The sequence below is a fragment of the Segatella copri genome (assembly GCF_009495355.1).
Classification (GTDB): Bacteria; Bacteroidota; Bacteroidia; order Bacteroidales; family Bacteroidaceae; genus Prevotella.
In genome coordinates this window covers 66,537-82,999 of sequence record NZ_VZAD01000013.1, presented here as the reverse complement: position 1 = coordinate 82,999, position 16,463 = coordinate 66,537, and the positions used below count along the sequence as shown (strand labels likewise).

Below are 16,463 nucleotides of genomic sequence, written 5' to 3'. Positions count from 1 at the left end.
TTTTAAGAAGTTAATGGAAGTTCCCATTTCCTCCCATCATACAAAGTATTTTTCTATCTTCTTCATATTGATGTTGTGGCAGAATACCATGACCGAGTCGCCCGCTTCAATCTGCGTGTTGCCCGAAACGAGCATTCCCTCCTCGCCACGCACCAGTCCGCCGATGGTCACGCCGATGGGCATTCCCAGATCCTTAACAGGCTTCTTGGTTACCTTGGATCCTTCTTTGGCGATGAACTCCGCCACGTCGGCGTTGGCATTCATGAGGAATCTCACGTTCATCACGTCGGCGTCGAGCATCATCTGATAGATGTAGCTGGCGGCAATCACCTTCTTGTTGATGATGGTTCCGATGTCGAGGCTCTCAGCCATGCTCACGTAGTCGACGTTCTCTACGGCAGCCACGGTCTTTCTCACTCCCATGCGCTTGGCTGTGAGGCATGCCAGGATATTGGTCTCTGCGTTTCCCGTCAGCGCCACGAAAGCCTGCGTGCTGCGTATCCCCTCCTCGTTGAGCAGCGGGATGTCGCGTCCGTCGCCATGGATGACGAGCGTCTTGTTCTCGTCGAGTATTTCGTTGAGGTACTCACACCGTGCCTCGTCCTTCTCGATGATTTTGCACTCCATGTATTCGGGCATTTTCTTCACGGCTCTCACTGCCGTGCGTCCTCCGCCCATAATCATCACGTTCTTCACGTCCACATAGTGCTCCTTGCCCACGATCTTTCGGATGTAGGGAATATAGTTGCGAGTGGTCATGAAGTAAGCCAGGTCGTAGAGTTTCAACTCGTCGTTACCGCCGGGGATGATGGTTTCGTCGCCTCGCTTGATGGCCACTACGTGGTAGGGGTCGTTGGGGCCGCTGATGTCCTTGAGCGGCTGGTTCAGTATCTCGCAGGTCTGTCGCAGCTTGATGCCGAGCATCACCAGGGCGCCGTCGTGCACGTCCCATCGCTGTCTCACCCAACTCATCTTCAGTCCGTTGTTGATGTCGACAGCGGCGAGCATCTCTGGATATATCAGCTTGCTGATGCCCAGTCCCTGGAAGAACTCCTGTGCCTGCGGATCCATGTATTCGGGGTTGTCCACGCGTGCCACCGTTCGCTTGGCTCCCAGGTTTTTCGCCAGGATGCTGGCAGTGATGTTGGTGCTCTCCAATGGCGTGACAGCGATGAAGAGGTCGGCGTCTGCCGTTCCCGCATCGCGCAATATCTTCAGGCTTGTAGGCTTTCCCACCATGGTGAGCAGGTCGCAGTCGGAGCCGATGCTTGCCAGCCGCTCCTCGCTCTCGTCGATGAGTGTTATCTCCTCGTTGCTGCGTGACAGGAGTCTCGCCAGGTGCGTTCCGATGGCGTATGCGCCAGCAATGATGATTTTCATTCTTTTATAATAGCTTCTTTGATTGATTTCTTATCCATGTGCACGATTTCTCTGAGCTGTGCTATCGTGCCGTGTTCCACAAACTCGTCGGGCAGTCCCATGCGGATGACGTGAGGATGATAGTCGTGGTCGCTCATCCATTCTATGACGGCAGAGCCGAAGCCACCCATGCGCACGCCGTCCTCGATGGTTACGATGCGGTTGAATCTGCTTCCTATCTCGTGGAGCAGTTTCTCGTCGAGCGGTTTCAGGAATCGCATGTCGTAGTGGGCCACGCTCAGTCCCTCCGTCTCTTTCTCCACTTCGGCTATAGCCTCGGCAGCATCGTTTCCGATAGGTCCGAGGGTGAGCACAGCCACGTCGGTGCCTTCCTTCAGTTTTCTGCCCGTTCCGGTCACGATTTCCTGCATGGGGTTTCGCCAGTCGGTGAGCACACCGTTGCCTCTGGGGTAGCGTATCACGTAGCAACCGTGGTGGGGCAACTGGGCCGAGTACATCAGGTTGCGCAGCTCGTGCTCGTTCATAGGCGATGCGATGGTGAGGTGGGGCACAGGCCGCAGCGCCGCCAGGTCGAAGGCTCCGTGGTGTGTGGGTCCGTCCTCGCCCACGAGTCCAGCCCTGTCGAGACACAGCACCACGGGCAGACTGAGCAGTGCCATGTCGTGTATGATGTTGTCGTAAGCTCGCTGTGCGAACGAGCTGTATATGTTGCAGAACGGCATGAGTCCGTCCTTTGCCATTCCTGCCGAGAAGGTGACGGCGTGTCCTTCGGCTATGCCCACGTCGAACACCCTGTCGGGCATCTGCTTCATCATGATGCTCATGGAGCATCCGGTGGGCATGGCGGGCGTTACACCCACGATGTTGTGGTTCTGCCGTGCCAGTTCGAGCAGGGTGTTTCCGAAGACGTCCTGATATTTGGGCGGCTGGTTGCTGGTGTCGCTCACTAATCGCTCGCCCGTCTCAGGATCAAACTTTCCTGGTGCGTGCCAGATGGTGGCGCTTTTCTCTGCAGGTTCGTAGCCCTTGCCCTTGGTGGTGTGCAGGTGGAGCAACTTGGGGCCTTTCATGTCCTTGAGTTGTCGCAGCACGCGCACCACTTCGCGTATGTCGTGTCCGTCGAATGGTCCGAAGTACCGTATGTTCATTCCCTCGAAGATGTTCTGCTGGTGGCTCAGTGCCGACTTCAGCGCGTTGTTCAGTCTCAGTATTCCCTTTCGCCTGTCATCGTTGAGGTAGCCTTTCGAGTGCAGCCATTGCGAAGCCTTGAACCTCAGCCGGTTGTAGGTATCGTTGGTGTCGAGGTTGAGCAGGTATTTCTCCATACCTCCCACGGCCCGGTCGATACTCATATCGTTGTCGTTGAGTATGATGAGCAGGTCGTTGGGCGTGCTCGATACGTTGTTGATTCCCTCGAAGGCGAGTCCTCCGCTCATGGCTCCGTCGCCTATCACTGCCACTACGTGCCTGTCGTTCTCCCCCTTCTGCTTGGCGGCCACAGCCATGCCGAGTGCCGCCGAAATCGAGTTGCTGGCGTGCCCGCAGGCAAAGGTGTCGTATTCGCTCTCTAAGGGAGTGGGGAAGGGGCGTATGCCGTGCAGCTTTCGGTTGGTGCAGAAGGCGTCGCGCCGCCCGGTCAGTATCTTGTGGCCATAGGCTTGATGGCCCACGTCCCACACGATGCGGTCGTAGGGTGTATTATATATATAATGTAGGGCTACGGTGATTTCGACGACACCCAGCGAGGAGGCGAAATGTCCGGGGTTGACCGCCACCTCTTCGATGATGTCCTCGCGCAGTTCCCTGCAGAGTTCCGGCAGCTCGTCGATGCTCAGCTTGCGCAGGTCTTCGGGATACTTGATGTTGCTTAAAAGGCTAAACTTTTCTTTGTCCATGTCTTCATCTCATGAATAACCATGCAAAGGTAGTATTTTTTTTTCAGTATATGTCATTTTTGTCCGTTTTATTTCTGTTTTCCCACATTTTCTTCGTATATTTGCATCCCGACAAATCAATAATATCACAACATAATGAGAAAAAACATCTTCCTTTTAGGAGCCTTGCTGGCCGTTTCAGCCGCCACGATGGCTCAGACCAAGCAGGGAGGCATCTCGGCGCAGATGCTCTCGCAGATCGAGAAAATGCAGAAGACATCGGCTGCCGACAAGGCGCTCTTCAATGCCATCGCTGCCAACAGTATCGACGACTTGGTGAAGAACCGTGCCAATGCCGGTCCTGTTGACACTCACTTCAGCGTGGAGACTCCCGCACAGCGCATCCACAATCAGAAGAGCTCTGGCCGTTGCTGGATGTTCAGCGGCATGAACGTGCTGCGTGCCAATTTCGCCAAGGCTCATGCCGACTCCCTGGCAGTGGAGTTCTCGCAGGACTATCTCTTCTTCTACGACCAGTTGGAGAAGGCCAACCTCATGCTTCAGGGCGTCATCGACCATGCACGCAAGTCCATCGAGGACCCTCAGGTGCAGTTCTTCTTTAAGAGTCCGCTCAACGACGGCGGAACCTTCTGCGGCGTAGCCGACCTGGCAGCCAAGTACGGACTGGTGCCTATGAGCGCGATGCCCGAGACCTATTCGAGCGAGAACACCAACAAGATGAGCCGTCTCGTGGCAAGCAAGCTGCGTGAGTACGGACTGGAGCTTCGTCGCATGGCTGCTGCAGGCAAGAACGCCAAGCAGATAGCGGCCCGCAAGACCGAGATGCTCGCCACCGTCTATCACATGCTATGCCTCACCCTGGGCGAGCCTGTCAAGGAGTTCAGCTACGCCTTCCGCAACAAGGACGGCAAGCAGATGGGCGATGCGAAGACCTATACTCCCAAAAGTTTCTACGACGCTACCGTGGGCAAGGAACTCAACGGCACCTTTATCATGGTGATGAACGACCCACGCCGCCCCTACCACAAGACCTACGAGGTGGAGTACGACCGCCACACCTACGACGGCCACAACTGGAAGTATCTCAACCTGCCTATGGACGAGATTGCCAGCCTCGCCATCGCCTCGCTCAAGGACGGTCGCAAGATGTACTCCAGCTACGATGTGGGCAAGCAGTTCGACCGCAAGCGCGGTTATCTCGACCTCGACAACTATGATTATGCCTCGCTCTTCGGTACCACGTTCCCAATGAACAAGGCCGAGCGCATCAGCACCTTCGACAGCGGTTCTACCCACGCCATGACGCTCACCGCCGTCGACCTCGACGCCAATGGCAAGCCGCTGAAGTGGAAGGTGGAGAACAGCTGGGGCGCCGACAACGGACAGAAGGGCTGTCTCATCATGACCAACCGCTGGTTCAATGAGTACATGTTCCGCCTCGTGGTCGACAAGCAGTATGTTCCTGCCCAGCTCCTCAAGGAGTTCGACCAGAAGCCAGTGATGCTTACAGCCGACGATCCTCTCTTCCAGTTAGAAGACTAATCATCCCAATTTACTCAACTTTCGTACTTACGGAAGTTGAGTAAATTTTTTTTTATCATCACTTTTATTCTTTTTTGAATAATTTTCGTACCTTTGCCCCAAAAATAGAGAATATCATGCAAGAAATGAAGATCCGCGAGCGCATCATCGCTCTTGTCAATAAGGAAGTAGTTCCCGCCATCGGCTGCACCGAACCGATGGCTGTGGCGTTGTGTACGGCCAAGGCAGCCACTCTGTTGGGCAAGCGTCCCGACAGCATCGAGGTGCTGCTCAGCCCCAATATGCTCAAGAATGCCATGGGCGTGGGCATTCCCGGCACCGGAATGATAGGCCTGCCCATCGCTGTAGCCTTGGGTGCCCTTATCGGCAAGCCCGAATATGAGCTCGAAGTGCTCAAAGACCTCACCCCCGAAGCTCTGCAGCAGGGCAAGCGCTACATAGAGGATGCCGACATTGACATCAAGCTGAAGCAGGGCATCGTCGAGAAACTCTACATCGAGGTTGTCTGTCATTCGGGTAAAGACCAGGCTGCCGCCATCATCGCGGGCAGCCACACCCACTTTGTCTTTGCCGAGCGCAACGACGAGGTGGTGCTCGACGAGCGACAGCCCGGAGGCGCCGATGAGGACGACACCGACATACAACTTTCCATGCGCATGGTCTACGACTTCGCCATGACAGCTCCCCTCGACGAGATCAGCTTCATTCTGAAGACCAAGGAGTACAACATGCGGGCAGCCGAGCTCTCCATCAAGGGCAATTACGGCCATTGCTTAGGCAAGACCATGGACCGCCCCATGAGTCACGGCATCTTCGGCAACAGCATCTTCTCGCACATCATCTCGCGCACCGCATCGGCATGCGACGCCCGTATGGGAGGAGCCATGATTCCCGTGATGAGCAACAGCGGCAGCGGCAACCAGGGCATCTGTGCCACCAATCCTGTTGCCGTCTATGCCCTCGAGAACGAGAACACCGAGGAAGAGCTCATCCGAGCCCTCATGCTCAGCCATCTCACCGCCATCTACATCAAGCAGAGCCTCGGTAAGCTGTCGGCGCTGTGCGGCTGCGTGGTGGCGTCCATAGGCAGCAGTTGCGGCATCACCTATCTCATGGGCGGTGACTATCAGCGCATCTGCAACTCAGTGAAGAATATGGTGGCCAACCTTACGGGCATGATCTGCGACGGAGCCAAGCCCAGTTGTTCGCTTAAAATCTCGTCGGGAGTCAGCACCGCTCTGCTCTCCTCGCTGCTCGCCATGGAGGGCCGTTGTGTCACTTCTGCCGAGGGCATCGTCGACGACGATGTAGACCGCTGCATCCACAACCTCACCTCCATCGGTGCCGATGCCATGCGTACCACCGACGACATGGTGCTCAACATCATGACTCATAAGTAACTCCTTGCAGAAGAAAAGCTGCATCTCAACAAAATATTCAAGCAAGCTTGATATTCTACATTCGATTTGCATTCTCTTTGCACCGTCTACCAATGAAAGTGCTCAGGGAGCCTCGCAGGGGGCATCTATTACGACCAAGGGCGGTCACAATAGACGACAGGCGCCGGTCATCTATTAAGACCCAAGAGGAACACTATCGGGCAGCTGACAAAGTATTAAACTGTCATTTACACAACTTCTGCAAATCTACTACTTCTTCCTGAACATTCCAAGAAAAAGAGAAAAAAGTGTAAGCGTAAACAAAGACTAATGCTTCAATGTGTAGGGGGCATAGGAAAGTGAAGTGTTGTGGGTTGTGCTGCGAAAGTCTGATAAGCAAGTGCTAATGAGTAAACGAAAAAAGGAAGAGAACATAGTGGCTCTCTTCCCTTTGTGTTTCATGTTCCTTGCCGCTGGGCAGGGGGAACAGAATATTTGCAGAAAACAATCTTACACGAGTGTGGCGACAATTTCCTCGCGAGTGCCGGGGAGCATGTCGATGACTGGAATCTCGGGCATGGTGTAGCAGCCTGGCTGCAGACGGAAGGTGGCGCGAGCCACGTTGACCAATACCTGAGCAGTGAGAGCAGGGTTGTTGATGCTCATGTTGAACTCGAAACGCTGGTTCTGAGTCTTGCCCGAAACGCCCTTGCGAACGAGGTTCACACCATGGCCCATGTCCTTGACATCATCGACTGAGGCTACAGCAAAGACGTGGGTCTCGTCGTGAGCGAAGTAAGGGTCGGCCTTAATCTCGGCAGTTACGTCCTCGAGCTTGGCGCCTTCCTCCAACTCTACGTACACCATGCGGCGGTGAATGCCCTCGCCCAATGGGATGGTGACAGAGAGAGCCTCCTTGACACCCTGCTTGCTGCGTACGCAAACAGAGTGGCCCATGCTCATACCAGGACCGAAGTTGGTATAGGTAAGACCCTTAGGAGCAAGGCTTTCCATGAGCACGCGCACTACTGAGTCAGAACCTGGATCCCAGCCGGCAGAAATGACGCTCACCTTGCCTGCTTTCTTGCAGTTTTCCATCTGGCTGGTACGATAGTCGAGGATGCCGGTATGGATATCGTAGCTGTCGACGGTGTTGATGCCGAGAGCCACTATCTTGGCAGAGTATTCTGGGCAGGAACGGGTAGGAGTGGCGAGGATGGCTACATCCACGTCCTTCAGCTTGGTGATGTCGTCTACTACATCATAATCAGCCAGTTCGGCTGGTTTGTTCTTGTCGCCCTGACGGCGTACGATGCCTGCAATCTCAAAATCGGGAGCTGCCTCGAGTGCCTCGACGGTGAACTTACCGATATTGCCGTAACCTACTACGGCTGCTCTAAATTTCTTCATTGTATTCTTTCTTTTATTTGTTGTTTGTTCAGTTTCCGGTTGCAAAAGTATAGCTTTTATTCGAGAAAACGAACGTTTTAATAGTTTTTTAACTATAAGAACCGACAAAAAGTTGTAAAATCATAGCTTTTAGGTATGTTTTTGTAGGATAGTGTAAGGATGGTGGGGTGAGAATGCTTACAGATTGAAAGAAGGAGGGCAAATGCAGGAGTTAAAGAATTGAACTTTTTCATGTCGGAAGTTAAAGTCCAGAACTTCCCCATTTGTGTAAGTTGAGTCTCCTGATAAAACATTTTCCCCCTCTTTGGCAATAATAGCACCGAATGTGCGTTTATTAAATAATCGTATGCGCGTGGGCGCGACGACGAGAGATGTGAAATCATAAAATTCTTAACGACAATCATGATAGAATATATACATGGCGACCTGACCGAGCTGACGCCGACACAGGCCGTTATCGAGACCGCGGGCGTGGGTTATGCGCTCAGTATCTCGCTCAACACATATACTGCCATACAAGGTAAGAGAGAGGCTAAACTGTACGTTCACGAAGTACTGGTGACAGGTGGAAGAGACGACTCGTTCACCCTCTATGGCTTTGCCTCGAAGCAGGAGCGAGAGCTTTACCGTCTGCTCATCACCGTATCGGGTGTGGGAGCCGGCACGGCGAGGATGATTCTCTCGTCGATGTCGCCACGCGAACTGTGCAACGTCATCTCCACCGCCAACGAGGCGATGCTCAAGGGCGTGAAGGGCATAGGACTGAAGACTGCCCAGCGCATCATCATCGACCTGAAGGACAAGATCGTGAGCATGGGAATAGCCGATGAACTGCCTGCCAACGGAGGAAACGTGGACATGGTGAACAACGACGTGAAGGACGAGGCAGTGAGCGCACTCACCATGCTCGGATTCTCGCCAGCGCCATCGGCCAAGGTGGTGGTCGACATCCTGAAGGAACAGCCCGACCTGAAGGTGGAACAGGTGATCAAGACGGCTCTGAAACGAATAAAATGACGAAAAAGAAGAAACGAGTGTAGATGTTGATAAGACGAAAATATAAATATGCCTTTCTGCTGATGGCATTGCTGATGATTTCGGTCATCGGCAATGCCTTTGGCTTGTCGTACTGGCAGGACAACAGGACGCGGCAGCGAGCTGCCCAGAACCGCAATGCCAGCGCAGCCAGTAGGAAGCAGACGGCTGCCACGACGAAAAAGGCTGCCACGGCAACGGGGAAGCCCGGCATCACGGCCCAGCCCATCCTCGCCGACGAGGACACCATACCCGACTCGCTGCTGCACACACGATGGCCCGTACAGCGCACACAGCCCATCAGTACGGGCGACCTGTATCAGAGTCCGTTAGACCTGCAGCGCCCCGACAACATGAAATATCACGTGGAGTACAACGACACGCTGGACCGCTACGTCATAGGCAACAAGCTGGGCGGCGCATGGCTCTCGGCTCCCATCATGATGACGCCTGCCGAGTACATGGCATGGAGCGAGCTCAACGAGCGACGTGCCTACTACCGCAAGCAGAACGACGAGATATACAAGGCGAAGGGAAAGGAGAAATTTGACTTCACCGACATGCACTTCGACCTGGGACCTGCCGAGAAAATCTTCGGTCCCGGAGGCATCCGAGTGCGCACGCAGGGAACTGCCGAGCTGAAGTTTGGCATCAACAAGAAGAGTGTGGACAACCCCTCGCTGCCCATCCGCAACCGCAAGACCACGATGATGGAGTTTGATGAGAAGATCAACCTCAACGTCAACGGAAAGGTGGGCGACAAGGTGAACATGAACCTCAACTACAACACCGACGCCACCTTCGACTACGACGCGCAGAACATGAAGCTGAAGTACGACGGCAAGGAAGACGAGATCATCAAGCTCGTGGAGGCAGGCAACGTGTCGTTCCCCTCCAACTCGTCGCTCATCCGCGGTGCCAGCAGCCTCTTCGGTGTGCGCACCGATATGCAGTTTGGCAAACTGAAGTTGCAGACCGTCCTGTCGCAGAAGAAATCGTCGTCGAAGAGCGTGTCGTCGAAGGGAGGCGTGCAGCTCACACCCTTCGAGATCAATGTGGCCGACTATGAGGAGAACCGACACTTCTTCCTCTCGCGATACTTCCGCGACCACTACGACGCATGGATGCAGAAACTGCCCAACCTCACCACTGGCGTCACCATCAACCGAGTGGAGATTTGGGTAACCAACAAGACTGCCACCACCACCAACACCCGAAACATCATAGCCCTCACCGACCTGGGCGAGACCTCGAAGATAAGCAACCCCATGTGGGCGTCTGCAGGAACGGCCGTGCCCTCCAACAGAGCCAACAGCGAGTACGACGCCATGGTGAACCAGTATGCCGCAGCACGCGACATCGACCAGGCCGCCACCGTGCTCGAAGGAGCAGGACTGAAGGGCGGCGACGACTTCGAAAAGTTGGAGAGCGCCAGACTGCTCTCCTCGTCGGAATATACGGTGAACACTGCCCTCGGCTACGTGTCGCTGAGGAGCGGACTGCAGACCGACCAGGTGCTGGCTGTGGCCTACGAGTACACCTACGGCGGTGTGACCTATCAGGTGGGCGAGTTCGCATCCGACATCACCGACACCCGACAGGGACTCTTCGTCAAGTCGCTCAAGAACACCAGCAACAACCCGCAGCAGGGCAACTGGGACCTGATGATGAAGAACGTGTATTACCTCGCATCGCAGGTGGAGAAGGAGAAGTTCCGACTCGACGTGAAGTATCAGAGCGACTCTACGGGCGTCTACCTCAACTACATTCCCGAGGCGAAGGTGAAAGACCAGCCCATCATCAAGGTGCTGGGAGCCGACCGACTCGACAACAACAACAATCCCCACAGCAACGGCTACTACGACTACGTGGCTGGCTACACCGTATCGGAAGGACGCGTCTTCATCCCCAAGGCCGAGCCTTTCGGAAGCTATCTCTACACCTATCTCAAGGGCAAGGGCATCGCCGACGAGGTGGCGAAAAAGTACGCCTTCACCGAACTCTACGACAGCACCAAGACCGTGGCGAAGCAGATAGCCGAGAAGAACAAATTTCAACTTGTGGGACAGTTTCGCGGAACCTCCGCCAACGTCATCTCCTTAGGCGCATACAACGTGCCACAGGGTTCGGTGCTCGTCACGGCAGGAGGTGTGACCCTCACCGAAGGCTCCGACTACGCGGTGGACTACAATGCCGGCGAGGTGACTATCCTCAACCAAAGCATCATCGACGCTGGAACACCCGTCAACGTGTCGCTCGAGAGCAACACCGACTACGGACAGATGCGCAAAACCATGTTTGGCGTGAACTGGGAGTACGACTTCTCGAAGAACTTCCAGATCAGCGGAACCCTGCAGCACCTCACCGAACAGGCCCTCACCACCAAGGTGACCATGGGCGCAGAGCCTCTCAGAAACACCCTCGTGGGCTTCAACCTCAACTGGAAGCGCGAGAGCCAGTGGCTCACCAACATGCTCGACAAAATACCGTTCCTGCACCTCACGCAGCCATCCTACATCTCGTTCACAGGCGAGTTTGCCAAACTCTTTGCCGGACAGGCCAGTGGAACGCAGGACAACGCATCCTATCTCGACGACTTCGAGAACACCAAGAACACCATCGACGTCATGTCGCCCACATCGTGGGTGCTCTCCAGCGTGCCCTCGTCAAACTTCCGTCAGGACTACAACGACAAGACGGGGCTGACCAGCGGATTCCGACGCAGCCGTCTGGCTTGGTACACCATCGACCCGCTCTTCACACGACGGGGCAGCTCGCTCACACCAGGACACATCAAGAGCGACCTGGCACAGCTGTCCAACCACTATGTGCGTGAGGTCTATGTGCGCGAGCTCTTCCCACTGCGCCAGCAAAACTCCTACAGCGGAGCCACCAACACGCTGAGCGTGCTCAACCTCGCCTACTATCCTGCCGAGCCAGGTCCTTATAACTTCAACCCCGACCTGCAGCCCGACGGAACCCTCGCCATGCCACAGCAGAACTGGGGAGGCATGATGCGCAAACTCGACACCAACGACTTCGAGCAGGCCAACGTGGAATACATCGAGTTCTGGATGCTCGACCCCTTCATCTACTCGCGCGAGCAGGCCGACGCTTCCCAGTATGGCGGCGACTTCTATATCAACCTCGGCGAGATAAGCGAGGACATCCTGCGCGACGGAAAGAAATTCTATGAGAGCGGAATGCCCGTGGACGGAACGTCAAACTTCACCTACACACAGTGGGGAAAGATTCCCGCACAGAGCACCGTGACCTATGCCTTCGCCACCACGAAAGGAAGCCGCGCACTGCAGGACGTGGGATTCAACGGACTCAACGACGAGGAGGAACGCGACTACTACAAGAACGCCTATCTCAGCCAGATACAGGGCAAGGTGAACCAGGCGGTGTTCGACAGCATCTACAATGACCCTGCTCGCGACGACTACCACTACTACCGTGGCAGCGACTGGGACCAGATGAAGGCACCCATCCTGTACAGATACAAGTTTATCAACAACCCACAGGGCAACTCGCCCGACAGCGACAGCCGCACCGAGAGCTACGACACTTCCTACAAGTCGACGCCCGACGTGGAGGACATCAACCAGGACTTCACCCTCAACGAATACGAGAAATACTATCAGTATCACGTGAGCATACGACCTGAAGACCTGCAGGTGGGCTCCAACTTCATCGTCGACAAGCGAAGCTACACGCCCACATTGCGCGACGGCAGCAAGCCCACCGTCACCTGGTATCAGTTCCGCATTCCCGTAGACCAGTACGAGAAGAAGGAAGGCAACATCAACGACTTCTCCAGCATACGCTTCATGCGCATGTTCCTCACCAACTTCCGCAAGCCCATCGTGCTGCGTTTCGGCACACTCGACCTGGTAAGGGGCGAGTGGAGAACCTACGACCAGCTGCTGGGCGCTGCCAACAGCGGCACGCTTGAGGCCAGTGCGGTGAGCATAGAGGAGAATGCCGAGAAGACACCTGTCAACTACGTGCTGCCACCGGGCGTACAGCGCGAGCAAGACCCCACACAGCCACAGCTCGTCGAGGCCAACGAGCAGTCGCTCAGCCTCGTGGCCAAGAACCTGAGCACGGGCGAGGCCAAGGCGGTGTACAAGAACACCACCCTCGACCTGCGACAGTACAAGCGCATGCAGATGTTTGTTCACGCCAACGCCCTGGAGCAGGACGTCACCTCGCTGCAGGACAACCAAGCTTCGGTGTTCATCCGTCTGGGAAGCGACTACAAGAACAACTACTACGAGTACGAAATACCGCTGAAGCTCACACCGGCACGCAACAACTACAGCCGATACAGCTACGAGGACTGCCGTGCCGTGTGGCCCGAGGAGAACATGCTCGACGTGGCGCTCACCGTCTTCACCGCACTCAAGAAGGCGCGCAACCAGGCCAAGTCGCAAGGCATGGCTTCCTTCTCGGCACCCTATTCGGCCTACGACTCCAACCATCCCAACAACAAGATCACCATCATGGGTAATCCTACACTCGGAGAGGTGAAAACCATGATGATAGGCGTACGCAACAACGCCGGAGAAATCAAGAGTGTGGAGGTGTGGGTCAACGAGCTGCGTCTGCTCGACCACAACAGCAAGGGCGGATGGGCTGCCAACGGAAACCTCAATGTGCAGCTCTCTGACCTGGGAAGCGTCAACGCCACAGGTAAATATCAGAGCGAGGGATTCGGCGGTCTGGAGGACGGAGTGGCAAGCCGATCCACCGACACCTACAGCTCGTACAGCGTCACCACCAACCTCGAGCTCGGAAAGTTCTTCCCCGACAAGGCCAAGGTGAGCATACCTTTATATTACAGCATCACCAAGGAGAAGACCTCGCCCAAGTACAACCCGATGGACACCGACATGGAACTCAAGGACGCACTCGACGCGGCTGGATCGCGACACGAGCGCGACTCCATAGAGAGCATCGCCGTGACAAAGGTCACCAATACCAACTTCTCCATCTCCAACGCAAGGGTAGGAATCTCCACCAAGCGTCACCCCATGCCATACGACCCTGCCAACTTCTCCTTCTCCTACAGTCACTCGCACCAGCGCACAACGGGCGAGACCACCGTTTACGAGAAAGAGGACAACTGGCGTGGAGCGCTCGACTATTCGTGGACTCCGGTCTACAAGGCGTGGGAGCCGTTCAAGAAGATAAAGAACCGCAGCAAGTGGCTCGACATACTGAAGCGATTCGGACTGAACTGGCTGCCGCAGAATGTGGCGTTCAACACCGAGATGACGCGCAACTACTACGAGCTGCAGGAGCGTGACATGGAGTCGACAGAGAACACGCAGCTGCCGCTCTCGTTCAGCCAGCAGTTCCTCTGGAACAGAGAGTTCGCCGTGCGCTGGGACCTCACCAAGAACCTGCACGCCAACTTCCGAAGCGCCACACACGCACAGATAGAGGAGCCTTACACACCCGTCAACAAAGACCTCTATCCCGACCAGTATCATGCCTGGAAGGACTCGGTGTGGACAAGCATCAAGCACCTCGGTACACCGCTCGACTACAATCAGACGTTTACCGCATCCTATCAGTTGCCGCTCAACCTGCTGCCCGTATTCGACTGGGTGAACGCCGACGCCAACTACAACTCGACCTATTCCTGGAACAAGGGAACCGACGACGAGGACGGTAACAACTACGGAAACACCATCAACACCAACCGCGACGTGACACTCAACGGATCGTTCAACCTGGTGAAACTCTACAACCACGTGCCCTTCCTCAAGAAGGCCAACCAGCGCTTCGACCGCGAGCCGTCGAGATCGCAACTGCAGCGCAAGAAGCAGGATAAAGCCAAGCAGAGGCAGGAGGCACAGCGACAGAAACAGGAGTTGCAAAAGGTGAGAAAGGAAGCCGAGGCTGCCGGAAAAGACCCCGACGAGGCTGAGAAACAATGGCGGAGCAAGCAGAACAAGAAGGCAGAGCAGCAGAAGAAAGCACTGCCCAAGAACCGCCGTGCCTTCGAGAAGGAAGTGGTGCTCATGCCCGACACCATCATCAAGGTGAACCACGGCAAGAACAGCAAGCGACTCATCGTTACCGCCAAGACTGAGGACGGAAAGGTGATGAAACTGAAATACAAGAAGGTGAACGCCAACCAGATAAAACTCATCTCGAAGGTAGACACTGCCACCAAGGTGAAACTCACCGTGCTGCCGAAGGAACCGCTCGAGAACCAGGGCTGGTACAAGACCATGCAGGCTGTGGCACGCACGGCCATGATGGTGCGCAACATCAGCTTCACCTATCGCAACAACTATCAGCTCACGCTGCCAGGATTCCTGCCCACCATCGGCGACGCCTTCGGACAGACCAAGCAGGGCGTGCTCTCGCCAGGCCTCGACTTCGCCTTCGGTATGGTGGACGACAGCTATATAGACAAGGCACGACGCAACGACTGGCTCCTGGTGAACGACACCATCGCCACACCTGCTGCCAGCAGTACCACCAACGACCTGCAACTGCGCATGACGCTCGAACCGGTGAGAAATCTCAAGATAGACCTCAACGCCTCGCGCACCAAGACTGTGCAGAAGAGCATGCAGTACATGTACGAGGGAACGCCCACCACGGAGAGCGGAACCTTCACCATGACTACCATCTCGATAGGCTCTGCCTTCGAGGGAATGGGCTCGGCAAGCAGCGGCTACAAGAGCAAGACTTTCGAAAAGTTTGTCAACTCGCTCGAGTCTTACCGCAACAAGGTGGAGGCGCGTTATGCCGACGCAGTCTATCCGGCAGGGTCGGCTCTGGCTGGAGGCAAGTTTGATGCTTCGCGCACGCCTGTCAACAAGTACAGCGGCGACGTGATGATTCCGGCGTTCCTTGATGCCTATACCAGCATGGGAGGCTCGTCGCTCTCGCTCTTCCCCGCACTCAGCCGTCTGCTGCCCAACTGGACTGTCCGTTACAGCGGACTGGGCAAGCTGCCCTGGCTACGCGACCACTTCAAGAGCATCAACATCAACCACTCCTATAAGAGCATCTTCGCCATAGGAAGCTACAACACCTACAGCACCTTCCAGGAGTATATGAACGGAATAGGCTTCATCGACGACACGGCGACAGGCAGTGTCACACCGAGCAGTATGTTCAATATCTCGCAGGTAAGCATCAACGAGTCGTTCTCGCCACTCATGGGTGTCGACATGACGTTCAACAACAATATGACGCTCAAGGCTGAGTATCGTCAGACGCGCGTGCTGAGTCTCAGTATGACGAGTGTGCAGGTGAACGAGGCGCTCAGCAAGGACTGGGTCGTAGGAATGGGCTATCGTCTCAACAACCTCAGCCTTTTCGGCAGGGGAAAGCGAGCCATCAAGTCGAAGGGAAAGAACAAAAATCAGAGCAACGTGGCCGCCAGCAACCGCAACTCTGGAACCAACCAGAACCTCAACCTGCGTCTTGATTTCAGCTTCCGCCGTCAGGCTGCCATCGTGCGCGACATAGCCTCTATGGTGAGCAGTGCCAGCAGCGGAAACAAGGCGCTCAAGCTGAGTTTCTCGGCCGATTACACCCTCAACCGGCTCCTCACCATGAGCTTCTACTACGACCGTCAGACCAACACTCCTCTGCTTTCGAGCAGCAGTTATCCCACCACTACGCAGGACTTCGGTCTGAGTGTCAAGTTCTCGCTGACGAGATAAGGATGTTTCGGGAAGATAGTGAAATGAAAGAATAGGGGCGAGATTGCATCTTTGCAATCTCGCCCCTATATATATATTAATTAAGGTGTAGCGTTTCGTTAGTTCTTAAACTTCCGTGGAAA

General features: G+C 55.3%; 7 protein-coding genes. 4 read left to right on the top strand and 3 right to left on the bottom strand.

Annotated features, from left to right (window positions below):
* Positions 1–36: 36 nt before the first annotated feature.
* Both trkA and dxs read right to left on the bottom strand, forming a co-directional pair.
* Positions 37–1,380, bottom strand: a complete 1,344-nt coding sequence (gene trkA / locus F7D20_RS01170; protein WP_022251262.1) for a Trk system potassium transporter TrkA — start codon at positions 1,378–1,380, stop codon at positions 37–39.
* Positions 1,377–3,275: a 1-deoxy-D-xylulose-5-phosphate synthase gene (gene dxs, locus F7D20_RS01165; protein WP_158462430.1), complete on the bottom strand. Its 1,899-nt coding sequence runs from the start codon at positions 3,273–3,275 to the stop codon at positions 1,377–1,379. Before dxs ends, trkA begins: the two co-directional genes overlap by 4 nt.
* Before the next feature lie 135 nt (positions 3,276–3,410).
* Between dxs and F7D20_RS01160 the strand changes: the two genes are divergently transcribed.
* Complete coding sequence (locus F7D20_RS01160) at positions 3,411–4,817, top strand: aminopeptidase C (protein ID WP_158462429.1); 1,407 nt, start codon at positions 3,411–3,413, stop codon at positions 4,815–4,817.
* Between the two features lie 116 nt (positions 4,818–4,933).
* The gene (locus F7D20_RS01155) at positions 4,934–6,217 is read left to right on the top strand and encodes an L-cysteine desulfidase family protein (RefSeq protein WP_158462428.1); all 1,284 of its coding nucleotides are present in this window, start codon (positions 4,934–4,936) and stop codon (positions 6,215–6,217) included.
* 489 nt (positions 6,218–6,706) lie between these two features.
* On the opposite strand, the gene F7D20_RS01150 is transcribed toward F7D20_RS01155, so the two are convergent.
* Positions 6,707–7,606 (bottom strand): diaminopimelate dehydrogenase, encoded by a 900-nt coding sequence (locus F7D20_RS01150; protein ID WP_158462427.1) that lies wholly within the window; start codon positions 7,604–7,606, stop codon positions 6,707–6,709.
* 402 nt (positions 7,607–8,008) lie between these two features.
* Between F7D20_RS01150 and ruvA the strand changes: the two genes are divergently transcribed.
* Together ruvA and sprA are read left to right on the top strand one after the other, a co-directional pair.
* Positions 8,009–8,623 (top strand): Holliday junction branch migration protein RuvA, encoded by a 615-nt coding sequence (gene ruvA / locus F7D20_RS01145; RefSeq protein ID WP_158462426.1) that lies wholly within the window; start codon positions 8,009–8,011, stop codon positions 8,621–8,623.
* Between the two features lie 23 nt (positions 8,624–8,646).
* Positions 8,647–16,341, top strand: coding sequence for a cell surface protein SprA (gene sprA, locus F7D20_RS01140; RefSeq protein ID WP_158462425.1), 7,695 nt, complete (start codon positions 8,647–8,649; stop codon positions 16,339–16,341).
* The last annotated feature ends 122 nt before the right edge of the window (positions 16,342–16,463 follow it).

What these genes read in the sequence shown, in the direction of transcription:
- trkA (WP_022251262.1), bottom strand. Translation starts at nt 1,380, where the DNA reads ATGAAAATCATCATTGCTGGCGCATACGCCATCGGAACGCACCTGGCG.
- dxs (WP_158462430.1), bottom strand. Translation starts at nt 3,275, where the DNA reads ATGGACAAAGAAAAGTTTAGCCTTTTAAGCAACATCAAGTATCCCGAA.
- F7D20_RS01160 (WP_158462429.1), top strand. Translation starts at nt 3,411, where the DNA reads ATGAGAAAAAACATCTTCCTTTTAGGAGCCTTGCTGGCCGTTTCAGCC.
- F7D20_RS01155 (WP_158462428.1), top strand. Translation starts at nt 4,934, where the DNA reads ATGCAAGAAATGAAGATCCGCGAGCGCATCATCGCTCTTGTCAATAAG.
- F7D20_RS01150 (WP_158462427.1), bottom strand. Translation starts at nt 7,606, where the DNA reads ATGAAGAAATTTAGAGCAGCCGTAGTAGGTTACGGCAATATCGGTAAG.
- ruvA (WP_158462426.1), top strand. Translation starts at nt 8,009, where the DNA reads ATGATAGAATATATACATGGCGACCTGACCGAGCTGACGCCGACACAG.
- sprA (WP_158462425.1), top strand. Translation starts at nt 8,647, where the DNA reads ATGTTGATAAGACGAAAATATAAATATGCCTTTCTGCTGATGGCATTG.